Raw genomic sequence first — 24,952 nt, 5'->3', positions numbered from 1 at the left:
AGGGCGCCGGGGCGCGTTTCGGTCAGGCGCCGACGTAGGCCGCGAGGTGTTCGCCGGTGAGGGTGGAACGGGCGGCGACGAGGTCGGCCGGGGTGCCCTCGAAGACGATGCGGCCGCCGTCGTGGCCGGCGCCGGGGCCGAGGTCGACGATCCAGTCGGCGTGGGCCATGACGGCCTGGTGGTGCTCGATGACGATGACCGACTTGCCGGAGTCGACGAGCCGGTCGAGCAGGCCGAGCAGCTGCTCGACGTCGGCGAGGTGGAGGCCGGTGGTGGGCTCGTCGAGGACGTAGACGCCGCCCTTCTCCGCCATGTGGGTGGCCAGTTTGAGGCGTTGCCGCTCGCCGCCGGAGAGGGTCGTCAGCGGCTGGCCGAGGGTGAGGTAGCCGAGGCCGACGTCGGCGAGCCGGCCGAGGACGCGGTGCGCGGCCGGGGTGCGGGCCTCGCCGGCCGCGAAGAACTCCTCGGCCTCGGTCACCGACATCGCCAGTACCTGGCTGATGTCCCGGCCGCCGAGGTGGTGGTCGAGCACCGAGGCGTCGAACCGCCTGCCCTCGCACTCCTCGCAGGTGGTGGCGATGCCGGCCATGATCGCCAGGTCGGTGTAGATGACGCCGGCGCCCTTGCAGGTGGGGCAGGCGCCCTCGGAGTTGGGGCTGAACAGGGCCGGCTTGACGCCGTTGGCCTTCGCGAACGCCTTGCGGATCGGGTCGAGCAGTCCGGTGTACGTCGCCGGGTTGCTGCGGCGCGAGCCGCGGATCGCGCCCTGGTCGACCGAGACCACACCCTCGCCGGCGGGGATCGACCCGTGCACGAGCGAACTCTTGCCGGAGCCGGCGACACCGGTGACAACGGTCAGCACCCCGAGCGGGATGTCGACGTCGACGCCCTGCAGGTTGTTCGTCCGTGCGCCGCGGATCTGCAGCGTGCCGGTGGGCCTGCGCACCGTGTCCTTGACGGCGGCCCGGTCGTCGAAGTGGCGGCCGGTGAGGGTGCCGCCGGCCCGCAGCCCCTCGACGGTGCCCTCGAAGCAGACGGTGCCGCCCGCCTGACCCGCGCCGGGGCCGAGGTCGACGACGTGGTCGGCGATCGCGATCACCTCGGGCTTGTGCTCCACGACGAGCACCGTGTTGCCCTTGTCCCGCAGGCTCAGTAGCAGGTCGTTCATCCGCTGGATGTCATGGGGGTGCAGGCCGGTCGTGGGCTCGTCGAAGACGTACGTGACGTCGGTGAGCGAGGAGCCGAGGTGGCGGATCATCTTGACGCGCTGTGCCTCGCCGCCCGACAGCGTGCCCGACGGCCGGTCCAGCGAGAGGTAGCCGAGGCCGATCCCCACGAACGAGTCGAGGGTCTCCCCCAGCGCCGTCAGCAGCGGCTTGACCGACGGTTCGTCGAGACCGCGGACCCATGCGGCCAGGTCGCTGATCTGCATCGCGCAGGCGTCGGCGATGCTGATCCCCTCGATCTTCGAGGACCGGGCCGCCTCGCTGAGCCGGGTGCCGTCGCAGTCGGGGCAGACGGTGAACGTCATCGCCCGCTCGACGAACGCCCGGATGTGCGGCTGCAGCGCGTCGACGTCCTTGGACAGCATCGACTTCTGGATCTTGGGGATCAGCCCCTCGTACGTCAGGTTGATGCCCTCGACCTTGATCTTGGTCGGCTCCTTGTGGAGGAGGTCGTGCAGCTCCTTCTTGGTGAACCTGCGGATCGGTTTGTCCGGGTCGAAGAAGCCGCAGCCCTTGAAGATACGGCCGTACCAGCCGTCCATGCTGTAGCCGGGGATGGTGAGCGCGCCCTCGTTGAGCGACTTGCCGTCGTCGTACAGCTGGGTCAGGTCGATGTCGGTGACCGTGCCCCGGCCCTCGCAGCGCGGGCACATGCCGCCGGTGATGCTGAAGCTGCGCCGCTCCTTGACGGCCTTGCCGCCGCGCTCGACCGTGACCGCACCCGCGCCGCTGATCGAGGGGATGTTGAAGGAGTACGCCCGGGACGAACCGATGTGCGGCCGGCCGAGCCGGCTGAAGAGGATGCGCAGCATCGCGTTGGCGTCGGTGGCGGTGCCGACCGTGGAGCGGGGGTCGGAGCCCATCCGCTGCTGATCGACGATGATCGCGGTCGTCAGTCCTTCCAGCACGTCGACGTCGGGGCGGGCCAGCGTGGGCATGAAGCCCTGTACGAAGGTGCTGTAGGTCTCGTTGATCAGCCGCTGCGACTCGGCGGCGATCGTGTCGAACACCAGGGAGCTCTTGCCCGAGCCGGAGACACCGGTGAACACCGTCAGCCGGCGCTTGGGGATCTCGACGGTGATGTCCTTGAGGTTGTTCTCACGCGCGCCGTGCACACGGATCAGTTCGTGGCTGTCGGCAGCATGCGGCGCGGCCGCCTGCGTGTCCGTCCTCTTGGCCATGCTTCTCGTCTCTCCTCGGTCGGGGCGGCTTCGAGCCTAACGTCCGATTTTCCTCCCTCGGACGGTGCCCGTGGCGGTCACGCTAGCCGCGGCCGGCCGACCGGCGCTTCTCCATTCCTGACCGGTCCGGTGACGACCTCGAAGCGGGCCTAGGCGACCGCGCTGCCGGAGACGGCCGGGCCGGTCAGCCCGGCCGTCTGGCCTGCCATCCCCGTCCGGTCTACTCCGCGAACGCGTCGACGCCCGTCAGCTCCGCCGACAGCGCCCACAGGCGGGCCGCCTGTTCCGGGTCCGTCGCCCAGGCCTTCACGCCGAGGCGCTCGTCGCCCTCGGGGGCCGGCTCGGCGATCTCGCAGTCGTCGAGGTAGACACCGCCGAGGCCCTCCAGCTGGGGCGAGGTCGCCGCCCACACCTGGGTGGCCGCGCCCTGCTGCGGGGACTTGAAGCCCTCGGGGTTGAGCACGTTGCCCTGCTCGTCGATCCAGCCGCGCTCCACCATCTCCTCCTTGGGCAGGTGCCGCTGGAGCGGGGTGATGATGCCGCCCGGGTGGAGCGAGAAGGCGCGTACCCCGTGCTCCTTGCCGAGCTTGTCGAGGTGGACGGCGAACAGGACGTTCGCGGTCTTGGCCTGGCCGTAGGCCTCCCACTTGTCGTAGCCGTGCCGCCAGTGGACGTCGTCCCAGCGGATGCCGGAGAAGTGGTGGCCTCGGGAGGAGACGGAGACGACGCGGGCGCCGCCGGGTTCGATCGCCGGCCAGAGGCGGTTGACCAGGGCGTAGTGGCCGAGGTGGTTGGTGGCGAACTGCGCCTCCCAGCCGGGTCCGACCCGGGTCTCCGGGCAGGCCATGATCCCGGCGTTGTTGATCATGAGGTCGACGGTGCGTCCGGAGGCGAGGAACCGCTCGGCGAACGCCCGTACGCTCTCCAGGTCGCCCAGATCCAGCTCGTCCACCTCGACCCCGTGCAGCCCCGCGAGCGCCTCCCGCGCGGTGTCCGGACGCCGCGCCGGCACGACGACCTCGGCACCCGCCTTGGTGAGCGCCCGGGTGGTCTCCAGCCCGAGCCCCGAGTAGCCACCGGTGACGATCGCGAGCTTTCCGGTGAGGTCGATCCCCTGAAGGACGTCGTCGGCAGTGCTCTCGGCACCGAAACCCGACCCGATCTTGTGCTGTGCAGTGCTCATGCCCGAAACGCTACGAATTGGAGCGCACTCGAAGTCAAGCGGAACCGGGCCGCCTTCACCTCATCACCGGATCGCCACGACCACACAGCTGTCGCCGTACTGCCAGACAGCACCGGCATGGCGGAAGCCCGCCTCTCGCAGGAGTCGTAGGTGCGTGGGCAGGGAGAGGCGGGCGGCGTTGTCCGTTCCCGTCGGGGAGCGGCGGGTCTGGTGTTCGGCGAAGAGGTCGGTCATCTCGGGGTCCTCGGCGATCGCCGCCCACCAGGAGGACCAGTCCTCGTGGGCGAAGGCCCGCCGTCGTTCCGCCCGGCGGCGGCCGATGTGTCCGGCGATCTCGGCGAGTTCGGTGTCGTCCGGTGGGAGGTGGTCGCCGTTGACGAGAATGCCGCCGGGGCGGAGCAGTGACGCCAGCCGGCCGTAGGTGCGGCGCAGGGCGTCCGGGTTCAGGTAGTGCAGGGCCGTCGTCGACACGGCCGCGTCGAGCGGGCGGTCGAGGGTGAGGGCCTCGGTCCAGCCGGGTTCGCCGATGACCGTGTCGACGTAGCGGGCCGCGTCCGCGTGGTGGGTGCGGGCCAGTTCCAGCAGGAGCGGGTCCCGGTCCACCGCCACGATGTCCGCGTCCGGCAGCCGCCGGGCCAGGCGGGCCGCCAGTGATCCGGGGCCGCAGCCGAGGTCGACGATCAGGGGCCGGTGGGCGGCGCCCGCGGCGATGTGCTCGACCAGGTCGGCGATCACCGTGAAGCGTTCCTCACGGTCGACGGCGTACCGCTCCTGCTGACGCTCCCACCGCCGCACCCATCGCTCGGCCGTTGCCAGACTCAGCCCCATACGGTCGTGCCACCTTGCCGTCTCGCCTCTGATCCTTTTCGCAGAGGGTATAGGTGACAACGGTTTCCATTCCCTGTTCGGCTGCTGATATCACCCGAGGGTGGCGAGAACCGAGAGCAGCCTGTCGATCTCCTCCTCGGTGTTGTAGACGTGCAGACTCACCCGGACCGAGTCGGTCTTCTCCCCCGCGCCGCCCTGGCAGTGGCTGTCGGAGCGGACCATGAAGCCGTGGCTGAAGAGGATGAACCCCAGGTCGCCGGAGTCGATGTCGCGGTGCCGGAAGGTGACGATGCCCTGGCGTCGCTGTACGGGCGAGTCGGCGGCGATGCTCGTCTGGCAGCCGAGGATCTCGTAGGCGTCCAGGTGGCGCAGCCCTTCGGTGAGCCGGGCCGCCAGGGCGACGGTCCACCGTTCGATCCGGTCGGGCCCTGCGGCCTCCAGCCAGTCCAGCGCCGCCGTCAGGGAGGCGATGCCGACGGTGTTGGGCGTACCCGACCAGCCGCCGGGGGCGAACGCCGGTCCGCGTGTCTGACGTGCCCAGACGGCCCCCGAGCCGGGCAGGGCCATGGCCTTGTGGCCGGAGAAGACGACGAAGTCGACGTCCAGCGCGGCCACGGACACCGGCAGGTGCCCGATGCTCTGGGCGGCGTCCAGGCAGATGACGGCGTCCGGGCCGACCGCCTCGCGGATGCGGTGGATGTTCATGTCACCGCCGTAGACATGGTGGACATGGGTCGCGGCGACGAATCTGGTGCGCGGCCCGGCGAGGGACGCCAGCGCCGTGTGGTCGTAGTCGCCGGAGGCCTGCTGGTACGGCATCGGCAGGACGCGGACCCGCACGCCCTGGCCGGCCAGCTGCTGCCGGGCCTCCAGCCAGGGCGAGATGTTGGCCTGGTGGTCGGCGACCGGGACCACGATCTCGTCGCCGTCGGCGAGGAGTTCGGGAAGCCAGTCCCGGGCGATGGTGCGCAGCCCCTCGGTGGTGCCGCTCGTGAAGTGCACGGCCGACCGCTCCGGGTCCGGGTCGCCCAGGAAGCCTTTGACGCGGTCCCGGGTCTGCTCGACCAGGTCCGTGGTCCTGTTGGCCCAGGTGTAGGTGCCGCGTCCGGCGTTGGCGTTGGTCGTGGTGAGGTAGGTCTGCACCGCGTCGAGTACGGCCTGCGGCTTCTGGGCGGTGGCCGCACTGTCCAGGTAGGCCAGCTCCGGGTGCCCGGTGATGATGGGGAACTGGGCGCGCAGCGCGCTCAACTCCTCGATGGAAGAAGGCCCTTGAGTAGGTATCCCCGGTGCCGTCATGCCGCTCGGTCCCGTACCAGGGGTGCGCCCGCGTCGCGCCAGGCGATGATGCCACCGGTCAGGCTGCGGACGTCCGGATGCCCCATGCGGGTGAGCAGCGCGGCGTAGCGGGCGGACTTCTCGCCGACCGGGCAGGCGAGCAGCACCGGGCGGTTGCGGCTGAAGGGCAGGCCGCCGTGGACCAGTTCCTCGAACAGCTCGTCGACGATGTTGACCGAGCCGTCGATGTGCAGGGCGGCGTACGCGGAGGGGCTGCGCAGGTCGACCACGAGCGGCAGGCCGGTGGCGATCCACGCCTGGGCGTCGGCGACGCCGACGGCCGGAGCCGCGCGTACCTCGGTGTCGGACAGATCGGCCGGTGAGTTCCTGCGGCGGGGGCGGCCGAACAGGTCCGGGCGCCGCCGGCGGACGTAGCTCAGGTAGCTCTCGACCCGGTCGCAGACGATGAAGACGGCCGACTGCCGTTCCGTCAGTTCGCTGTCGGCGGCGCGCAGTCGGCGCAGGGCACCGAAGTAGGCGGCTCCGCCGGTGGGGCCGGCCATGATGCCGCACCGGCGGTTCAGGGTCAGCATGCCCTCGATCGCGTCGTCGGCGCTCACCGCCTCGATCGTGTCGTAGGTGCCGGGGTCGAACAGCCCGACCTCGCGCGCCTCGTCGATGGTGCGGATGCCCGGGATGAAGTCGGACTTGTCCGCGACCAGTCCGACGACCCGTACGGCGGGGTCGTGTTCGCGCAGCACGCGGGCGACCCCGGTGGAGGAACCGGCCGTGCCCACACAGGCGATGAACCAGTCCGGGGCCCGCCCGTCCAGGTCCTTGACGATCTCCGGGCCGGTGCCGGTGAGGTGGGCCTCGGTGTTGCGCGGGTTGAAGTACTGGTCGGTGTGGAGGAAGGCGGCGCCGGGTTCGGACAGCGTCCGGTGGAAGAGGGTCAGCGGGTCGTCGGTGGCGGTCGGGTCCAGGCATTCGCTCTGGCCCGGCAGCTCCTCGATCTCGGCGCCGAGCAGCAGCAGGAGGTCCTTGATCTCCGGGATGCGCATCCGGTTGGTGACGCTCCTGAAGGTCAGGCCGTGCATCCCCGCGAGGACGGCCAGGGCCTTGGCGGTGTTGCCGCTGGACAGCTCCACGACCTGCCGGCCGTGCTCGGCCGCGTCCGCCAGATGGGGGCGGGCCATGTTCCAGGCGGCCCGGTCCTTCACCGATCCGAACGGGTTGAGCAGTTCCAGCTTGGCGTACAGGTCGATGTGGGCCAGACCGTGTACGGCCGGGTCGATGCGCACGAGCGGAGTGTTGCCGATGGCCTCGGTGATGCTGTCGTACCTCACTGTGCTCCCCCCACGAAGGTGGTCGGCCAGTACTGATCGTCCAGGCACCAGCGCCACGAGCCGCCGTCCTGCCAGGCGGCGACCTTGCGGGCGGCGGGCTGGTGCTGGGCGCGGGTGGCATGGAAGTCCATGCAGTAGCCGGCGGTGTTCGCGAAGGCCATCAGGTCACCCGGTTCGGGGCGGCGCGGCAGGAAGACCGTACGGCGGGTGATCAGGTCCGACTCCAGGCAGAGGCTGCCGAAGAGGTGGACCGCGACCGGTCCCGTGTCGGCGTGTGACAGGTCTCGTGGGACGACGACCGGGTCCATCAGCACCCCGTGCGCCTCCAGGGCGATGTCGTCGGCCTTCGCCTCCAGCCGTACGAGAAGCTCGTCGCGGTCCTCCTGGGTGCGGACCTCCAGCACCCGCGCGAGCGTCAGCCCGCACTGGTCCAGCAGCGCCCGCCCGGGTTCGGTGTGCAGGTCGTAGAGGTGCTCCAGGAGCAGGTCGGCCAGCGGGCGGCCGTCGAAGGACGCGGCCGGGTGCGCGAGGAGTTCGTCGAGGTACCGCGCCCCGGCGACCGGCCGGTGCGCGGGGTAGAGCCCGAGCGCACCGCGCAGGGTGCCCGCCTCGCTGCGCAGCCCGTAGCCGTGGCCGCCCCAGGTCAGGGGCGGTCGGGTGCCGAGGACGGCGGCGGTGAGTTCGGTCGTGTACCGCTCCCACTGGTCGCGGTCGGCGAGGTAGCCGACGCCGAATCCGCCGCCGATGTCCACGGCCGACGGCCGTAGTCCCCGCTCCCGGCACTCCTCCAGCACGCGCAGGCAGCCTTCGAGGGCCGTCGCCTTCTCGTCGAGGCTGGTGGTGTCCAGGTGGTACGCCACACCCGTCGCGTCGAGGACGTCACGGTGCCGCTCGACCGCCTCCAGCAGCGGGTCCAACTCCCTTACGGGGGACCCGAATCGGCTGCGCCGGCTCAGCACCCGCACGCCGGTGGTCTCGAACCCCGACAACCGCAGCAGGACACGGGCTCGGGGCAGGGCGTGCTTGCGTACGAGAGCGGCGAGTTGCTCCAGCTCGTCACGGCTGTCGACGCCGACGGTGACCGACGTACGCGCGGCCAGCCAGAGGAACTCCCTGTTCTTAGGTCCGGTGGCGGTGATGCGGTCGGGGGTGAATCCGGCGCCGAGCGCGTGCTGCAGCTCTCCCAGCGAGGCGACGTCCACGCCCGCGTCCGTGGCGGCCAGCCGCCTCAGCAGGGCGCTGGACCGGTTGGCCTTGTGGGCGAAGAAGACCTGGCCGGAGAGGTGATGCCCGCGGTACACCGATCGGAACCGCTCCAGATTCGCGGCGATCTGCTCGGGAAGGACCACATGCAGTGGCGACCCGAGCGCGTCCGTGAGCGTGTGCAGCAGCTCGCCGGACTCCGCCAACGAGCGCAACCGGGCTTCCAGCCGCGGTTGGAGAAACAGAGGTTGCCCGCCCATGCCTGGTCCCTCCCCCAGTACCCAGGCCCGGCATCCCGGGCACGGCCCACCGCTCCCCGCGGTGTGCCGTATGACCCCCTTCCCCCATCCGATCGGTTTACGCCCCGTACCTCCCCTACTGGGAGCAAGTCGGCAGGTTTTCGCCGGAATTCGGTCCTGGGAGCCCACCACCGGCGGGTACCGCCCCGGGCCGGCGGTAGACGTACGGCGGCGCCTCGGGCCGGCCGCCGTCGGCCAGTTCGCGGACGAGGTGGTGGTCCGGTGACAGCGCGCACGCCGGGTCGGTGCGGGCGGCGTCGCCGGTGAGCGCGAACGCCTGGCAACGGCAGCCCCCGAAGTCCTCCTCCTGGCGGGGACAGCCGTGGCAGGGGCCGGTCATCCACTCGGTGCCGCGGAAGCGGTTGAAGGCCGGGGACCGCTCCCAGATCCAGGCGAGCGGGTGGTCACGGACGTTGGGCGGCTGGAGGTCGGGCAGGGAGGCGGCGGCCGGGCAGGGCAGGACGGTCCCGTCCGGAGCGACGGTGAGCGAGACCGCTCCCCAACCGCCCATGCAGGGCTTGGCGACGCCGTCGAAGTAGTCCGGCACGACCCACACCAGGTCGACGCGGCCGGCCAGCTGCTCCCGCCGGCGTTCGACGGTCTCCCGGGCACGGGCGAGCTGGTCGCGGGTGGGCAGCAGCGCGGTGCGGTTGAGCAGACCCCAGCCGTAGAACTGGGTGTTGGCCAGCTCGATGCGGTCCACGCCCCAGTCCACGCCGAGGTCGATGAGGGCGTCGACGGCGTCGAGGTTGTCGCGGTGCAGCACGACGTTGAGGCCGAGCGGAAGCCCGGCCCGGCGGACGAGGGCCGCGGCGCCTTCCTTCGCGGCGAAGGAGGACCGGCGTCCGGCGATCCGGTCGTTGGCCCGCGGGTCCGCGTGCTGGACGGAGAGCTGGACACTGCGCAGCCCGGCCGTGGTGAGCGCGGCCAGCCGGGCCTCGTCCAGGCCGGTGCCGCTGGTGACCAGTTGGGTGTAGATCCCGGCGGCCTCGGCGGCGGCGACGATCTGCTCCAGGTCGGGGCGCAGCAGCGGCTCGCCGCCGGAGAGGTGGGTGTGTACGACGCCCAGCTCGGCGGCCTGGCGCAGCACGTCCGCCCACTGCCCGCCGCTCAGCTCGCTCGAACGGCGCGCGAGTTCCAGCGGGTTGGAGCAGTACGGGCAGTGGAGCGGGCAGGCGTGGGTGAGTTCGGCGAGCAGGGCCCAGGGGGGTGCGGGGTCGGTGGAGCCGGTCACTTGAGCCAGCCTTCCTGTCGCAGGCGGTCGAGGAAGTCGGGTACGACGGTGGCCACCGGGGCGTCGGGGAAGCGCTCGGCCAGCTCGCCGACGATCCCGGGCACCGTACGGCTGCCGTCGCACAGGCCGACGACCACGCCCGCATGCCCCTCCAGGACGACCACGCGCTCCGGCAGGACCAGCAGGTCCCTGTCGCGCACGGTGTCGTGCCGCAGCATCAGCGAGGGGGCGAGGGCGGGGCACCAGGTGTTCTCGGGCTCCGGGATCACATCGACTCCCGGGAGCCGTCCTGACCCTGCCCGTCGGCGTGCTGCACGGCGTCGAGCAGGGACCACAGCACGTCGCACTTGAAGGAGAGCGCGGCCACCGCCTTCTCCTGGTCCGTGCGGGTCCGGGCCCACTGGAGTACGAGTTCGAGCGCCTCGCCGCTGTCCCGGCGGCCCTGGTCGACACGCGTGCGGAAGTAGGCGAGTCCCTCGGGCGCGATCCAGGGATAGTGGCGCTCGAACGCCTCGATCCGCGTGCGCATCAGATCGGGGGCGCTCAGCTCGGTGAGCGAGGCGGCGACGGCCTCCAGGGGTGAGCGCAGGCGGCAGAAGTTGACGTAGCCCTCCACCGCCAGCCGTACGCCCGGCAGCACGGCCTCGCCCGACAGCAGGGTCCGGCGGTCCAGGCCGGCCGCCTCGCCGAGCCGCAGCCAGCGCTCGATGCCGCCCTCGCCCTCGCTGCGGCCGTCGTGGTCCTCGATCCGCCGCAGCCACATGCGCCGCAGCCGCGGCGAGTCCAGCTTGGCGGTGATCAGCGCGTCCTTGACGGGGATGTGGCGCTGGTAGTGGAAGCGGTTGGTGATCCAGCGGCGCACCTCGGCCTGGGTGAGGTCGCCTTGGTGCATGCGGATGTTGAAGGTATGGCGGTCGTGGTAGCGCCCCTCACCCACCGCGCGCAGGCGAGCCTCGAACTCGGCGGGGCTCCAGGGTTCCGTCAGCGGGGCAAGTGTCGTCGTCACAGCTCGATCACCATTCCGTCGTCGGCCACCTCGATGCCCAGCCGGGCGAGCTGCTTGTGCTGCGGCGCGGCAGGGTCGACGAGGGGGTTCGTGTTGTTGAGGTGCGTGTAGAGACAGCGGGCGGACAGGGTGGCGAGGATGTCGGCGGTGCCGCCCGGTCCGTCGATGGGCAGATGGCCCATGCCCGTGGCGGTGCGGGCGGAGATGCCGGTGCGGCGGGGCTCCTCGTCGTCCCAGAAGGTGCCGTCGACGATGACGCAGTCGGCCTCGGCGGCGGCGCGGTGCAGATCGTCGGACCAGGCCGCCACGGCGGGGGCGTAGAGGGCGGACCTGCCGGTGGCCGGGTCGTACAGGCGCAGCGCGACGACCCAGGCGTCGTGCCCGGGGGCGTCGGCCGCGTATCGCGGGCGCTTGTCCGAGACGGGCACGGCGCTGATGCGTACGCCGGAGCCGAGCGGGCCCGGCGCGTCGGCGCGCAGCGGCTGCGCACCCCGGCGTCCCAGTTCTCGCCAGGTCAGGGCGGTGTAGGGGGTGAGCACCTCGCCCAGGCGCAGGCGGTCCTCGAGTGCCCGGCGGACCGGGGCGGTGGCGAGGATCTCCAGGCCGTCCGCCTCGCGCAGCCGCCAGATGCCCAGCGTGTGGTCGAGTTCGGCGTCGGTGAGGACCACTCCGGCGACCGGCGTCTGCCGCGGGCCGGGCCCGGGGTGGAGGACCGGGTGGGCCTCGATCTGGTCGCCGATGTCGGGGGTGGCGTTGACGAGGTACCAGCGGCCCTCGTCGGCACGGACGGCGAGCGAGGCGTGCCGGCGGCGCCGCACACAGTGGGCGCGTGCCCCGGAGCACCCGGGGCACGCGCAGTTCCACTGGGGGATGCCGCCGCCGGCCGCGGTGCCGAGTACCCGCAGCAGCATGCCGGCGGCTAGCGGACGCTGAGCGAGTAGGCGGTGACCTCGAGCGCGGTGTCGACGACGGTGTACCCGGGGGTCTGCCACGCGGTCCGGTCGGCTTCCTCGGCGGTGGTCCCGGCCGGCTGCTCGATGTGTTCGGTGGCTTCGGTCATGATGTGTGCCTTCCTTTCGGCAGTGGTGAGTTCGCCCCCTTGTTCAGCAGGGGGTCGTCACTTGATGGTCACTTTGAGAAGGAGGTCCTTCTCCGCGCCGCGGTCGCTCGTGCCCAGCCAGAGCTGGTCGGCGCCGGGGACCTTGGCGAGTGCCCGCAGCCGGCCGTAGGCGCCGGTGTAGTACGCCGTCGCCGGCTGGATGCCCTGGCCGGTGGCGTCGATCGGCAGCCGCCACAGCCGGCGGCCGCTGAGGGTCGTGGCGTAGATGACGTTCTTGACGACCGCGATCTGGGCGGGCACGCCTCCCTGGTCCGGCTTCCAGACCATCTTGGGATTCTTCATGCCCGCGACGGAGCAACTCCCCTCGCACTTGGGCCAGCCGTAGTTCCCGCCCGGCTTGATGAGGTTGAGTTCGTCCCAGGTCGACTCGCCGATCTCGGTCTCCCACAAGCGTCCGTTGCGGTCCCAGGCCAGGCCTTGGGGATTGCGGTGGCCGTAGCTGTAGACGCGGGTTCCGAACGGGTTTCCGGGAGCGGCGGCACCGGTCTTGGTGATCCGCAGGATCTTTCCGTTGAGCGAGTTCCGGTCCTGGGCCAGCCCGGACTGCTGCGCGTCGCCGGTGGTGACGTAGAGGTATCCGTCGGGGCCGAAGGCGATCTTTCCGCCGTTGTGCTGGGTGTCCCTGACGATTCCGGTGAGGATCGGGGTGTAGCCGCTCAGCGAGGTGCCGTCGAAGTTCATCCTGACCACGCGGTTGTCGCCGGCCGTGGTCTCCATGAAGAACACGGCCCGGTCCGTGGTCCCGTTCCAGGTCGGTGACGCGGCGACACCCAGCAGACCGCCCTTGTCCTGCGTCGTGTAGTTCCACACCGCTTTCGGGACCGTGCCGACCTTCTGCTTGGCCCCGTCCAGGGCGACCTTCCAGACCGTGGCGGTGTCGCGTTCCGTCACCAGCGCGGCGTTCTTGCCCGGCAGGAACGAAATCCCCCACGGGGTCGTCAGCCTGTCCGACAGGGTGCTGACACCCGACGGTGCGCCCTCACGGTGCGCGCCGGATCCGCCGTCCTGCGCACGCGGGACGGCCGGCGGTGCCGCGGCGGTCGCGGTCGACTGGACCACGCCGACGGCCACCACAGCGGCGACAGCGGAAATCGCGGCCATGCCCGGACGGACCCGGTGCAGCGCCGAATGCGCCAAGCGTGACATCCTCATGCCTTTCCTGTCGTGGGGCGCGACCGTGTGATTCCCAGCGGAAAAGGAAGCGCCCGACTGCGATACATGGGGTGGTGGCATTACTGCGCCGCAGCATGGTGAACCCGCTGAAAGGGCGAGGACCGAAGCGTGGCAATGACTCCTTTCTGGAGTATTAGGCGCCCACGGAATCTCTGGCCACCCGGATCCCCCCATCCTGCTGAAGCGCCGTAAAGTCCCTCCCACGAGTGACCCGCCGTCAGGGCAGGTGGCGGGGCCACGCGCCGGATCTACGGCTTGGCCGGGCAGCCGGCCTGGTCGCTGTCGGACGGGGTCGGCAGGTCAGGGACCGGAGGCGTCGTCGCGGGGCTCGGCTCGGGCGTCGCGGCGGGCGTCGGGCCCGGGGGCGAGGTCGGAGAAGGCGCCGGGGACGGGTTCGGGGTGACGCACGGGGGCGCGGCGGTGGGGGACGCCGGCTGGGGCGGGGGGCTGGTGTTCCCCGCGTCGATGCAGTCGACGAACCGCACGAAGCCGGGCCGGTCGGTGCCGTCGGCGGGGACCACGAAGTCACTGGCCGCATGGCTGCGGAGCAGGCACATGTCGTAGCGGGCGAGCGCCGGAAGGGTGTCCTGTGCGGAGGTGCTCCGGTACTCGTGGCGGCCCACCAACTGGCAGGAGTCGTAGCGGATCAGCGGCCCTCGCGGACCCACCGCGTAGCGGTGCGGGCGGACTTCGGCGGAGAAGTCCCGGTAGGCGAAGGCGGTGTCGTCGCAGTCGCTGAAGTGGACCGTTCCGCCGTTCCACACGCAGTCGATGACCCGCACGTCGGGATCGCGCACCTCGAAGCGGATGTCCTCGGCGTGGAAACGCTGCACCGAGTCATGGTGCACGTTGACCGGGAAGCGGAAGAACGTGCTCGTGGTGCCGTACTCCGGGGAGCTTTCCGGGCGTTTGCCGGTGATGATGTACGAGCCGCCCCGGCAGCTGATCGAACCGCCGTAGGGGAACTCCAGGAAGTTGCCCCATTCGTATTCGACCTTCATGTCGGTGAACCAGTAGTTGAGGAACTGGTCCTGGTCGTTCGGCTGGTCCTTCCAGCGCTTCGCGAGCCCGGAATACAGAAACGCCCGGCGATAGCTGCCGCCGATCCGGCACGCCTCCCACCGCATCTCCGAGTTGGTGTCCGTGCCGTCCAGGGCGAGCCCGTACTCCCATTCCCCCGTCCACTCGCACTCCGAGAACCGGTAGTCCTGCGCCTGCCCGGTCGAGTACGAGCTGAAGAAGGAGGCGCCGGGCGTGGCCGAGTGGAACTCCATGCGTTCGAAGGAGAGATTCGACCAGACGTCCTCGTTGCGGCAGAGATAGGAGCCCGGGCCGGTCTCCGGGCGGAAGACGAGGGTCGTCATCCGCTTGCCCGCTCCGGCGAAGCGCAGGCCGTTCGCGGGCCGGGGCGGAGCGACACCGTCGAGCAGCGCGTTCGGACGGGTGATGAGGAACTCGCCGGCGGGGATCTGGATCACCACACGGCCGACGCCCTGGGAAACGCGTGCGGCGGCGAAGGAGTAGGCGACCTCGAACGCCGCGCTGGCGTCGGTCCGCCCGTCGCCCACCGCCCCGAGGTCGGCCACGTTGACCACGGTTGCCGAGTTGTCCCAGCCTTTCGAGCCGACAGCGGCGGAGGCCGCGCGGGTGGACAGAGCCGTCGCGGCCAGCGCCGAGGCTCCGCCACGCAGGAGATGCCGACGGCTGACACGGGACACTCCGCCACCCGATTCTGTCATAATTGCCTCCTTCCAGCGAGTTTCTCAATAAGGTGGGAAATGACCGAGTTTGCCGAAGTGCTCAGGCAGTTGTCGTCGGCACAGAAGCCCGCGAAGGGGGCGTCGGTCTACAGCCTGTTCGTCAACCGTCCGGCCGGCCGGGTACTGGCCGCGGTGGCCTACCGCGTCGGGGCGACACCCAATCAGCTCACCACGCTCGGCGCCCTGTTCACGTTTCCGGCCCTGGCGACCGTGGCCCTGGTGCCGCCCGGCCGGATGATGTCGCTCTGCGTCGGTGCGGCGATGACCGTGGGGTTCGCCCTGGACGCGGCGGACGGGCAACTCGCGCGCGGTCAGCGCTCGGGGAGTCCGTCCGGCGAGTGGCTGGACCATGTGCTGGACTGCGTCAAGCTCGTCGCCCTGCACCTCGTGGTGCTGGTGTCGTTCTACCGGTTCTTCGCGCTGCCCAGCCCGCTCTTCTTACTGGCACCGATGGTCTTTCAGCTCGCGGCCGTGGTGATCTTCTTCGCCGGGGTGCTGACGGAGAAGCTCAAGCGGCGGGCGACGGCCGACGCGCCGGCGGGGTCGACCCCGGCGCTGTGGTCCGTGCTGCTCCTCCCGGTCGACTACGGCGTGACCTGCCTCAGCTTCCTATTCCTGGGGAGTCAGCACGTCTTCCTTCTCCTGTACTGCACCCTGCTGCTCGCCCATGTCCTGTTCATGGCCGCCTTCCTGGTCAAGTGGTTTCGCGAGCTGCGCTGAGGGGATGTGCGGCGGCTCCTGCGCGGAGAGCAGTTCCAGGGCGCCGCGCAGCAGGGTGCTGGAGACGTGCATGGTGTAGGGGAAGTAGACGACTTCGACGCCGACCTGCGCGAAGTGCCGTTCGAGCGCCTCCCACTTGGGCGTTCCCCGCCAGTCGTCGCCCTTGAAGACGACCTGGAAGCCGATCGTCTTCCACCGCTCCACCTTGTCGTCCTCCCACTCGACGACGGCCTCGTCGACGTGGCGCAGGCTGCGGACGATGTCCAGGCGTTCGGCGAGCGGGATGACCGGCGGCCGGCCCTTCATGCGCCTGGCCAGGTCGTCGGAGGTGACGCCCACGACGAGGCGGTCGCAGTGGCGACGCGCCTCGCGCAGGATGTTGAGGTGCCCGATGTGGAACAGGTCCCAGACGCCGGGCGCGTATCCGATGCGGGTCACGTCCACGGGTCACCCACTCCCCTGACGGTGGCCTTCGCGGGGACGGCCACGTTCAGGGAGGGGGACTTCCGCGAGGTGTTCTTCCCGTCCGTCACCTCGATCCGGTACTGGTGACGGGTGCCGGCGGGCACGGAGTCGGTGAAGCTCATCCATGGGCGGTCCCAGTAGGTGGACGACTGGCTCTGCCGTGAGACGAGTTTCCCGTCCCGGTAGAGCAGGTACGTCAGCGACGCGTCGTCCCGGTCCCACGAGGCCTGCCAGTGGATGGCGACCTTTCCGGGGCTCGCGGCGGAGAGCGCGAGCGAGGGAACCTTCGGCGCCCCGGTGTCGGGGCCGGCCGCGAAGCGGGTGAGGCTCTGCTGCGGTTTGCCGTTGACCTTGGTGAACTCGCCGCTCACCCACAGGATGTCCCGGGCCATCGTCATGGCGCGGGGACCCACCGGCTCCCCCAGCCCGTCGTCGGTGTCGGGGAACCAGTGCAGGATCCTCCCGTTCTCGGGCGACTGGGCCAGCAGGTGCTGCCGGTCCTGTCGCTCGGGGAATCCTCCGAGCGCCTGGCTGCAGTTGTGTGCGTGCGAGCCGCTGTAGAGGACACCGCGGTAGAGGAGGACGGCTTGAGTGGCGCCTTGGCAGTTGTCGTACCACGCCATGGTGCCGTCATCGAGACGGCCCGCGATGCGGCCGTCGTAGGAGCCCGGGCCATGGCCGTCGGCACCCAGGTAGAAGCGGTTGCCGTCGTTCGTGATCGTCCTGACCGTCGAATTCAGCGGCAGCCAGTCGGGATACCTGCGCACCGACGCGCCGGTGCCGGAGTCCAGGGCCACCAGCGCGTGCGCCCTCTCACCGTTGACCTGGTCGAAGTCGCCTCCGACGAGGAGCTCGTGACGCGACGGCACGGCCGACAGGGCGCGCACCGGACGGTCGATGTCCGCCGCGAAGGGCAGCAGCGCGCCGGTGGGTGCGAGGGCGGCGACGCGGTTCCTGGCCTTGCCGTCGACGACACTGAAATCACCGCCGAGGTACACCGCGTCGCCCGTCGTGTCGATGGCCCGTACGGTCGCGGACACCGCGGGCCTGAAGTCCTTGCGCAGCGAGCAGTGGGCCGTGTCCAGGGCGACCGCGCTCGCCACGCCGGTGGACCCGACATGGCTGAAGGAGCCGCCCACGTACAGCGCCTTGCCGTCGGGCGAGGTCTTGAGGGCACGTACGGTTCCCTCGCCGCCGGTGAACGACGGGGCGCAGGGCAGCAGGGCCCCGGTCACGGCGTCGAACGCGGCGAAGTTGTGGCGCGGGATCTCCCGCTTGCCGGGGGCGGCACCCGGCGGCCGTACCGCGTCGAAGGTTCCCCCGGCGTAGACGACACCGTTCGCGTAGGCCAGTGACCAGACGATGCCGTCCGTCTGCCAGGTGGCCAGCGGATCGGCGGTGAACGACGTCCGGGGCGCTACGTCGGCGGCCACGGCGGAGGAGGCGTTGAACAGGGCGGCGGAGCAGCAGAGAGTGGCGGCGACGGCCCTGGTGGCCACCTTCGTTGGGAGCTTTCTCAGGCGCAAGGGACACCCCGGATAGCAGTGGTGTGGGCGGCGCGCGGGGAGTGGGGCGGGACTTCGCGAACCCGGACCGTGCGACCCTGCCTGGGCTCATGCGGCGCGACTGCGCAGCACTCCGACCAGCTCGCTCACTCCCAGCGACCTTCGATACCACCACAAAGTAGTACCAAATACACACATTCCCAAGGTCATTCCGACGGCGAGTCCTGACGGAGTGTCACCGATCAGCATACGAAGGGCCGCCAGCACCACCGAGACGACCAGCGCGATGCCGAGGGCGGTGGTGTAGCCGCGGTCGACGGTCGTGAAGCCGAGGCGCAGGCGGATGATCAGTGCTGCCGAGAGGTTCTCCACGATGATGGCCGCACCCCAGGAGACGGCGGCACCGAGGACGCCCCACCTCGGGACGGCGAGCACGCCGACCGTCAGTTGCACCGCGAACGCCACGGCGGTGATGGCCAGATGCCAGGAACTCTTGCCCGCCATGAGCAGCACGGTCTGGGCGTTGCCGACCGCGACGTTGATCAACGAGGCCACGCACAGCACGACCAGAGCGGGCGCCCCGGCGACGAACTCCGGGCCGAAGACCGAGAGAACGGTCCGGGGGAAGCCGGCGACGAGGACGAACAGCGGCCAGGAGAAGAGCACGATCCAGCAGGTCGAGATGTGGTGCAGATGGCGCGCCTCGGAGACGTGGTCGACGGCGAGCATCCGGCTGATCTCGGGTGCCACGGCGAGCCGGACGGCGAGTTGGAGCAGGGTGCCCGCGGTGACGACGCGGCCGATGGCGGTGTAGACGCCCGCCTCGGTGCTGGTGGCGAGTGCGGACAGCAGGATGACGCCGACCCAGACCGCGCTGATGTCGAAGATCGAGGAGACGGCGCGAGGCGCCGAGAAGCTCCAGAAGGCGTGCCAGGGGGCGGCACCGCGCCCGGCCGGGCGTGTCGTGCCGCGGAGGGCTCGGCACCGGCGCAGGGCCAGCCACGCGGCCACGGTCCCGGCCAGCGCGGGCAGCAACCAGGCCGCGGCCAGGGACAGCATCCCAGGCGCGTAGTACGCCACCGGGACGGCGATCAGCACGCGCAGCACGGGTTTGCCGATCTGCTCCACGCCGACGAACGGCACGACCGTGCCGTGGCCCTGCGTGGCACCGAGCAGGACGAGTCCGATGGTGGCGGCGGGCAGGAACACCGCGAAGAGCCGGACCAGGGTGACCGCGTCGGCCGGCGGCAGGTGGGGCAGGAACGTGGTGGCCACGGCGGGGAACAGCAGCAGGGGCAGGGCGGCCGCGGTGCTGGCCACGGCCGCCGGTACGACGGCCACCCGCAGCAGGGCACCCACCGAGCGGCCCCCGTTGACGGCGAGGTCGCGCGAGACGAAGCGGACCAGCCCGGTGTCGGAGCCCAGCTTGCAGGTGTTGCTGAGAATGGTGAACAGGGCCACGCCCGTGAAGACCGCGCCCGCCCCACGCGCTCCGGCGGCGCGGGTGATCAGGCCGACGAGGACGAAGGCGAAGACGGCGTTCGCCGCGGAACCCGCCACGCCCCACCATCCGCCCCGTGCGGCGGCGGCGACCCCGCTCGGGGCGGCGGCCCCCGCGGGGGTGGGAGCGGTCGCTCCGGGCGCGGTCACCCGCGGGAGACCGTGAGTGTGTCGTCCTTCGCGGACTGTTCCACGATCGGGATGGCGGGCTCCACCGCGGGACGCCGCTGGGTGCGACGGCGCAGGGCGGCGCGGAGGCGTCCGTACGGACGGCCGGCGTCGAGCACGGTGCCGAGGAGGTTGCCGCCCGAGCAGCCGATCAGCTCGTGCACCCGCCTGAGGTCGTCCCGCCGGGTGGTGTCGAGGTCGGTGACCAGGAGGACGCCGTCGACCCGCTGGGCGACCGCCAGGGCGTCGGCGTGCTCCAGGAGCGGCCGGGTGACGACGACTGCGGTGTCGGATTCGGCACCGGACAGGGCCCGGTGGACCGCGCCGGACACGCCCGCCTGGACGTGCGCACCGGTGCTCGCGCTGGAGCAGCAGGCGAATCGCCCGGCGGTACCGGCGTCGACGGGGAGGCTCCCTTCGGGCAGGGACTTCTCCTCGGGCGTGCGGGCGTCGTCCGGCACGAGCGGCAGCCGGGTCGCGAGGCCGGGCGTGTCCGGGTCGGCGTCGACCAGCAACACCTCGTCCCCGCACTCCGCGAGGGCCGCGGCCAGGTTCACGGCCACCTCCCCGGTGGTGGTACGGCGCCGGGGGGCCACGACGAGTACGCGGCCGGCGCCGGCCGAAGGACCGGTCTGGCGCAGGCGGTAGGCCAGGGCGCGGTAGGCCTCGGTGCGGTCGCCTCCCGTGTGACCAACCGTCAGCAGGTCCTCGCGGTCGCGGTCCTGGCGGGGCAGCATGCCGAGCACCGGAGCGCGCAGCGCGGCCCGGGCCTCGTCGGCCGAGCGGACCCGGGAGTCGAGGGCGGAGCGCAGCCAGGCCAGCAGGATGCCGAGGGCGAGACCGCTCGCGAGGCCGAGCACGAGCAGGACCGGCCAGCCGGGCCCGGAAGGATGCCTGGGGGCCTCGCCGCTGCGGACGATGTCACCCCCGGTGGTGTCACGGGAGTTGATGTCGGAGACCCGCTTGTGCAGGGTGGCGATCTCGCTCTGGACGACGGAGTTCGCGGAGTTCGCGGAGTTCGCGGAGTCGTCGTCGTCGCTCGTCTTCTTGGCCGACTGCTTGGTCACCGCGGCGATCTGCTGCTCCACGCCCCGGGTGGCCCGGTCCACGGCGGCGTCGTTACGGCCCTTGCGGTCGGCCAGGTAGGCCTCGGCGAAGGCGTTGGCGCCACGCGCCGCACGCTTGGGGGTGTCGGCCGTGAACTCGAAGCGGAGCACCTGGGACTTCGGCGGGTTGGTGACCCGCAGCCGGTCCTGGAGCGCGCCCGCCCGGCTCGGGGACTGTCCCAGGGTGTGCGCCGCACGGATGGCGACCGCGGCGCTGGCGGCGATCTGCTGCTCGGTGCCCATGCTGACCTGGTTGTCCGCGGCCACGGCGACCGTGCCGAAGGGGTCGGTGGTGGAGCGCACGAGGACTTCGCTGGTGGAGGTGTAGGTGTGGGTGCGGACCAGCGCCAGGGCCGCTCCGGCGAGCAGTCCCAGGACGATCCCCAACGCGATCATGGCACGGTGGCGCAGGAGTCGGCGCAGTTGGTCGCGTAGCTGGTCCGGCTCGTCGTACCGGTCGTCGAGGTGGAAGGGGCCGGTCACGAGTGCCCTCCTGTTCCGGGGATCGATGCGTGACGGGTGGGTGCGGTCGACAGCGCGGCCGAGCGGGACCGGGATGCCCGGGCCGTGGGGGTGGTGATGAGCAGCGGGATGGTCACCAGCAGCATCAGCGGGCCCACGATGCCGAGCAGGCTGCCGCGCAGGAAGACCATCTGGTAGAAGGCGAAGGCCGGGACCAGTAGCGCCGCGAGGGTGCCCGGCCGGTCGCGGAGCCGGTGCCGTACGTCGTCCATCCGGCGTCCGGCCGCGCCGAGCAGGAAGAACACGACGGCCACCGCCGACGGGCCGGCCCACAGATAGCTCTCGATCCACAGCGGCGCGGAGAGATTGAGGAAGTCGTAGCCCGCGTACTGGGCCAGGGTGATGCCGGTGTCCTCGGGTTTGTCCGGCCACACCGAGCGAGGGACCAGGAACAGCGGGGGCCCCAGCGCGTTCTGGGGCGAGAACCCCTTTTCCCACGCGTAGTCGATGCCGGTCTGCACCTGCTGGTAGGCGTCGTAGTCGCCGTTGGTGGTGAACTGCTCGGCGAGGGAGACGACGGCGATCTGTTCCCGGTCGCTGTAGCGGAAGTAGTCGCTGTAGGGGAAGACGAGCAGCACGGCCGTCATGAGGGTGGCCGCGATGGCGCGGAAGGCGCGGGGCCGGCACAGTCGGGGCACGGTGAACAGCAGGGTCAGCAACACCGTGCCGGCCCAGAACCTGGGCTTGCTGACGGGGTTGTTGACGACGACGTTGAGTGCCAGGAACAGCGGCAGCAGCAGCCGGCGGATGCCGCGCAGCAGCCGGTCGCCGCCGGGCAGCCGCGGCACGTGCAGCAGGCCCAGCAGGGCCCAGAACGCGGGTACGGACAGCGACCAGTTGCGCAGGGCCATCAGGAAGGCGTCCTGCTCGCTGTCCATGGCGCCCGCTTCCCGCAGGGCCTGACGGCTCGTGAAGTAGGCCTGGAGGCCGCCTGGTTGGGCGGGGATCAGCAGCACCGCGAGGGCGAGCGCGAGGGCGCAGAGCGCGACGAGGCGCCAGGGCGCGACACGGCGGGACAGCAGCCGTTCCACCGCTCCGGGTGAGGTGACGGCCGCACGGGCGGCGAGCGCGTGCTCCCGGCGGGCGGCGAAGGCCGTTCCCGCGGTGTGGGCGAGGAGCCCGAGTTCGATGACTGCCACGGCCGTGAGGGCGGTCCCCTCACCTGCCCGGTAGGCCCACGGGTACGTGTCGGTGGCGAGCATGGCCAGGGGCGCCAGGCCGAGCCAGATGTAGGCGAAGACCCAGAAGCCGAGGGCGACGAGCCGCACCGTCGTCGCGGTGAGCACGCGGGTGAGCGTCACCCCGGTGTGCGCCACGACGACAGCCTGCAGAGCGAGCGCCACCGACAGGTGCGCGTCGCATGACTGGAGGATCAGACCCGGCAGCAGAACGATCAGCGCCACCGTCCAGAGCGAGACCGCAGCCACGCTGCGGATGCCGGCGTCCCGCGTCCCGACTTCTGCGCCACTCGGGCATTTCAACTGAACCTTCATCAACAGCTTTATAACGCCCATTCATCCCGAATCCATACAGGCGCGCGCGAATCCCCAGCTCCGCACGGCTGTTCGCGGACCCAGTCATCGGGTGACGAGAAAGTTCCGGGCGGCGTGCCATTTACCGCAAATCATGACAAATGTGTATTGCTTATCGGAACAGAATCCAGGACAGAGGAGTTGCCCATGAGCAAGCAGGTCGACGTCGTCGTTGCCGGTGGCGGGGGATTCATCGGCGGTCATCTGGTGGGCGCCCTGCTGAACCAGGGGCTGACCGTCCGCTCCATCGACATCAAGCCCCAACGCGATTGGTACCAGGTGCACGACGCCGCGGAGAACGTGATCGCCGACCTGTCGCTCCTGGACAACGCGCGCGCGGGCGTCCGGGGCGCACGGCAGGTGTACATGCTCGCCGCCGACATGGGCGGCATGGGCTTCATCGAGAACAACAAGGCCGCCTGCATGATGTCGGTACTGACCAGCACACACATGCTGAAGGCCGCGCAGGAGCACGGCGTGGAACGGTACTTCTACTCGTCCTCCGCCTGCGTCTACGCCGCCGGCAAGCAGACCGACCCGAACGTCACCGCGCTGCGGGAGGAGGACGCCTACCCGGCTCAGCCGGAGGACGGCTACGGCTGGGAGAAGCTCTTCTCGGAGCGCATGTGCCGCCACTTCGCGGAGGACTACGGGTTCATCTCGCGCGTCGCCCGCTACCACAACGTGTACGGCCCGCACGGCACATGGGACGGCGGCCGCGAGAAGGCCCCCGCCGCGGTCTGCCGGAAGATGGCCGAGGCGGTCCTCTCCGGCGACCACCGGATCGAGATCTGGGGCGACGGCCTGCAGACCCGTTCCTTCATGTACATCGACGACTGCCTGTACGGCACCCAGATGATCATGAAGGGCGACAGTGACGTACCGGTCAACCTCGGCTCCTCGGAGCTGGTGACCATCAACCAACTCGTCGACATCGTCGAGGAGATCGCGGGTATCCGCTGCGAGCGCGGCTACCGGCTCGACGCCCCGCAGGGGGTGCGCGGCCGCAACTCGGACAACACCCTGATCCGCGAGATCCACGGCTGGGAGCCGTCGGTCTCCCTGGCCGACGGCCTGGAGAAGACCTACGCCTGGGTCTACGACCAGGTCAAGCGCTCCCACCAGTGAGACGCGAGGAGACGGACAGCCGATGAGGATCCTCGTCCACGACTACAGCGGCCACCCGTTCCAGGCCCAGCTCAGCCGGGAGTTGGCACGCCGTGGTCATGACGTCGTCCACTCGACGTGCACGGCCTACGTCTCCGGCAAGGGCAACCTCGCCGGAGACTGCGCCGGCCTCCGCTTCGCCACCATCGGGGGCGGCACGAAACTGAGGAAGGAGGCCTACTTCCACCGGCTCCACCAGGAGACCCGGCTGGGCCTCGAACTGGCCCGGCAGGTACGGCGCGAGAAGCCCGACGTGGTGCTGCTGTCCAACCTTCCGATCCCGGTACTGGTCGTGACCGCGGCCGTGCTGGGGAGGCTGCGCATCCCTTGGGTGCTGTGGCATCAGGACGTGACCGCGGTCGCGTTGCAGAGCTTCGCCGCCGCGCAGGTCGCGAAGTCGATGGGCCTCGCCGCCAAGGTCTTCGGGGCGGGCGAGAAGTGGTCGGCACGCCGGGCCTCGGCCATCGTGGTGATCGCCGACTCCTTCGTGCGGGTCCACGAACGGTGGGGCACCGCCGGCAAGGTCACCGTCATCCCCAACTGGGCGCCGCTGGACGAGATCGTCCCGGTGGCACGTACCAACGCCTGGTCGGCGGAGCACGGTCTGAACGACGTGCGGACGGTGCTGTACTCCGGCACGCTGGGCCTGAAGCACAATCCGGTGCTGCTGGTGCAGCTGGCCGAGCGCCTGCGGGACCGGGGTGCTCCGGTACGGCTCGTCGTCGTCAACGACGGCCCCGCCGTACCCGTCCTCAGGGAAGCGGCCGCGGCCCGCGGTGTCGAGCTGACCCTGCTGCCCTTCCAGCCCTACGAGCGGCTGCCCGAGGTGCTGGGCACGGGCGACGTCCTCGTCGTCCTCCTGGGGCCGGACGCGGGGCAGTTCTCGGTCCCGTCCAAGACCCTGTCCTATCTGTGCGCCGGGCGGCCGGTGCTCGGCCTCATGCCCGCCGACAACCTCGCCGCGCAGCTGCTCCACCAGGCGGGGTCGGCGGTCCTCCCGCCGGAGGAGTCCGCACTGGACGGTGCGGCCTCCTGGGTCCAGAAGATCCTGGCCGACCCTGCCCGCGCCGAACGGCTGGGCAAGGAGAGCCGGGCACTGGCCGAGCGCGAGTTCGCCCTGGAGAGCTGCGCCTCCCGCTTCGAGGACATCCTCCGAAGGGTGAGCACCGCCTCGGCACACTGAGCCGGCCGTGTGAGCACACGTGCCGAATGCCACGGACCGCCCCGCTGACCATCCGCGGGGCGGTCCGTGGCGGCGATCAGCGGGCCGAACCCGAAACGGCCGGCTACGCACCCCGCCGAGCAGGGTCAGCCTCACCCGAACCGCCGCCGCAGCGCCGTCCGTAACGGCGAGCCAGCCGAGTTCGAAACGGCCGGCACCCCACCCTGCCGAGCAGGCTCGGCCTGACCCGAACCGCCGCCGCGGCACGGTC

The 24,952-nt window shown here is 71.0% G+C and carries 21 protein-coding genes; 3 read left to right on the top strand and 18 right to left on the bottom strand.

The features are described from left to right. Positions 1–22: 22 nt before the first annotated feature. The 13 genes from CRP49_RS29380 to CRP49_RS29320 all read right to left on the bottom strand — a co-directional run bounded on the left by CRP49_RS29380 (position 23) and on the right by CRP49_RS29320 (position 14,813). Positions 23–2,407, bottom strand: a complete 2,385-nt coding sequence (locus tag CRP49_RS29380; protein ID WP_097256063.1) for an excinuclease ABC subunit UvrA — start codon at positions 2,405–2,407, stop codon at positions 23–25. A gap of 220 nt (positions 2,408–2,627) precedes the next feature. After that, a complete protein-coding gene (locus CRP49_RS29375; protein WP_094221492.1) occupies positions 2,628–3,590 on the bottom strand; it encodes an SDR family NAD(P)-dependent oxidoreductase in 963 nt (320 codons plus the stop codon). Between the two features lie 63 nt (positions 3,591–3,653). Next, positions 3,654–4,418, bottom strand: coding sequence for a class I SAM-dependent methyltransferase (locus CRP49_RS29370; protein WP_097256062.1), 765 nt, complete (start codon positions 4,416–4,418; stop codon positions 3,654–3,656). Between the two features lie 90 nt (positions 4,419–4,508). Continuing rightward, positions 4,509–5,714: an aminotransferase class V-fold PLP-dependent enzyme gene (locus tag CRP49_RS29365; RefSeq protein WP_097256061.1), complete on the bottom strand. Its 1,206-nt coding sequence runs from the start codon at positions 5,712–5,714 to the stop codon at positions 4,509–4,511. Continuing rightward, positions 5,711–7,039: a pyridoxal-phosphate dependent enzyme gene (locus tag CRP49_RS29360; protein WP_097256060.1), complete on the bottom strand. Its 1,329-nt coding sequence runs from the start codon at positions 7,037–7,039 to the stop codon at positions 5,711–5,713. Before CRP49_RS29360 ends, CRP49_RS29365 begins: the two co-directional genes overlap by 4 nt. Continuing rightward, positions 7,036–8,502, bottom strand: coding sequence for a Y4yA family PLP-dependent enzyme (locus CRP49_RS29355; RefSeq protein WP_097256059.1), 1,467 nt, complete (start codon positions 8,500–8,502; stop codon positions 7,036–7,038). The genes CRP49_RS29360 and CRP49_RS29355 overlap by 4 nt, the downstream gene beginning before the upstream one ends. A 115-nt stretch (positions 8,503–8,617) precedes the next feature. After that, positions 8,618–9,775 carry a pyrroloquinoline quinone biosynthesis protein PqqE gene (gene pqqE, locus CRP49_RS29350; protein ID WP_257033518.1) on the bottom strand — a complete coding sequence of 386 codons (1,158 nt, stop codon included), beginning with the start codon at positions 9,773–9,775 and terminating at the stop codon, positions 8,618–8,620. Continuing rightward, positions 9,772–10,044, bottom strand: a complete 273-nt coding sequence (pqqD, locus tag CRP49_RS29345; protein WP_257033517.1) for a pyrroloquinoline quinone biosynthesis peptide chaperone PqqD — start codon at positions 10,042–10,044, stop codon at positions 9,772–9,774. The genes pqqE and pqqD overlap by 4 nt, the downstream gene beginning before the upstream one ends. Further along, positions 10,041–10,781: a pyrroloquinoline-quinone synthase PqqC gene (gene pqqC, locus CRP49_RS29340; protein ID WP_097256057.1), complete on the bottom strand. Its 741-nt coding sequence runs from the start codon at positions 10,779–10,781 to the stop codon at positions 10,041–10,043. Before pqqC ends, pqqD begins: the two co-directional genes overlap by 4 nt. Beyond that, complete coding sequence (gene pqqB, locus CRP49_RS29335) at positions 10,778–11,692, bottom strand: pyrroloquinoline quinone biosynthesis protein PqqB (RefSeq protein WP_097256056.1); 915 nt, start codon at positions 11,690–11,692, stop codon at positions 10,778–10,780. Before pqqB ends, pqqC begins: the two co-directional genes overlap by 4 nt. Before the next feature lie 8 nt (positions 11,693–11,700). After that, positions 11,701–11,841: a pyrroloquinoline quinone precursor peptide PqqA gene (gene pqqA / locus CRP49_RS29330; protein WP_097256055.1), complete on the bottom strand. Its 141-nt coding sequence runs from the start codon at positions 11,839–11,841 to the stop codon at positions 11,701–11,703. 57 nt (positions 11,842–11,898) lie between these two features. After that, on the bottom strand, positions 11,899–13,002 hold the full coding sequence (locus CRP49_RS29325) for a sorbosone dehydrogenase family protein (protein WP_097257595.1): 1,104 nt from the start codon (positions 13,000–13,002) through the stop codon (positions 11,899–11,901). Positions 13,003–13,322: 320 nt separating this feature from the next. After that, a complete protein-coding gene (locus CRP49_RS29320; protein ID WP_257033516.1) occupies positions 13,323–14,813 on the bottom strand; it encodes a glycoside hydrolase family 55 protein in 1,491 nt (496 codons plus the stop codon). A gap of 39 nt (positions 14,814–14,852) precedes the next feature. On the opposite strand from CRP49_RS29320, the gene CRP49_RS29315 reads away from it, so the two are divergent. Further along, the gene (locus tag CRP49_RS29315; protein WP_097256053.1) at positions 14,853–15,554 is read left to right on the top strand and encodes a CDP-alcohol phosphatidyltransferase family protein; all 702 of its coding nucleotides are present in this window, start codon (positions 14,853–14,855) and stop codon (positions 15,552–15,554) included. Here CRP49_RS29315 and CRP49_RS29310 read toward each other — a convergent pair. The 5 genes from CRP49_RS29310 to CRP49_RS29290 all read right to left on the bottom strand — a co-directional run bounded on the left by CRP49_RS29310 (position 15,444) and on the right by CRP49_RS29290 (position 22,247). After that, complete coding sequence (locus tag CRP49_RS29310; RefSeq protein WP_306459755.1) at positions 15,444–15,998, bottom strand: adenylyltransferase/cytidyltransferase family protein; 555 nt, start codon at positions 15,996–15,998, stop codon at positions 15,444–15,446. The genes CRP49_RS29315 and CRP49_RS29310 overlap by 111 nt on opposite strands. After that, a complete protein-coding gene (locus CRP49_RS29305; RefSeq protein WP_257033515.1) occupies positions 15,989–17,518 on the bottom strand; it encodes a fibronectin type III domain-containing protein in 1,530 nt (509 codons plus the stop codon). Before CRP49_RS29305 ends, CRP49_RS29310 begins: the two co-directional genes overlap by 10 nt. 114 nt (positions 17,519–17,632) lie before the next feature. Continuing rightward, a complete protein-coding gene (locus tag CRP49_RS29300) occupies positions 17,633–19,174 on the bottom strand; it encodes a lipopolysaccharide biosynthesis protein (RefSeq protein ID WP_097256051.1) in 1,542 nt (513 codons plus the stop codon). Next, positions 19,171–20,781, bottom strand: a complete 1,611-nt coding sequence (locus tag CRP49_RS29295) for a hypothetical protein (RefSeq protein ID WP_097256050.1) — start codon at positions 20,779–20,781, stop codon at positions 19,171–19,173. Before CRP49_RS29295 ends, CRP49_RS29300 begins: the two co-directional genes overlap by 4 nt. Further along, a complete protein-coding gene (locus tag CRP49_RS29290) occupies positions 20,778–22,247 on the bottom strand; it encodes a hypothetical protein (protein ID WP_097256049.1) in 1,470 nt (489 codons plus the stop codon). The genes CRP49_RS29295 and CRP49_RS29290 overlap by 4 nt, the downstream gene beginning before the upstream one ends. Positions 22,248–22,499: 252 nt before the next feature. Between CRP49_RS29290 and CRP49_RS29285 the strand changes: the two genes are divergently transcribed. Together CRP49_RS29285 and CRP49_RS29280 are read left to right on the top strand one after the other, a co-directional pair. Further along, positions 22,500–23,480 carry an NAD-dependent epimerase/dehydratase family protein gene (locus tag CRP49_RS29285; RefSeq protein WP_097256048.1) on the top strand — a complete coding sequence of 327 codons (981 nt, stop codon included), beginning with the start codon at positions 22,500–22,502 and terminating at the stop codon, positions 23,478–23,480. Positions 23,481–23,502: 22 nt separating this feature from the next. Beyond that, a complete protein-coding gene (locus CRP49_RS29280; protein ID WP_097256047.1) occupies positions 23,503–24,702 on the top strand; it encodes a glycosyltransferase family 4 protein in 1,200 nt (399 codons plus the stop codon). Positions 24,703–24,952 lie beyond the last annotated feature (250 nt).

The organism is Streptomyces sp. Ag109_G2-15 (assembly GCF_900215565.1).
Lineage (GTDB): Bacteria > Actinomycetota > Actinomycetes > Streptomycetales > Streptomycetaceae > Streptomyces > Streptomyces diastatochromogenes.
Note: the sequence above shows the minus strand (reverse complement) of the source record. Positions and strands in the feature narration are given on the sequence as shown.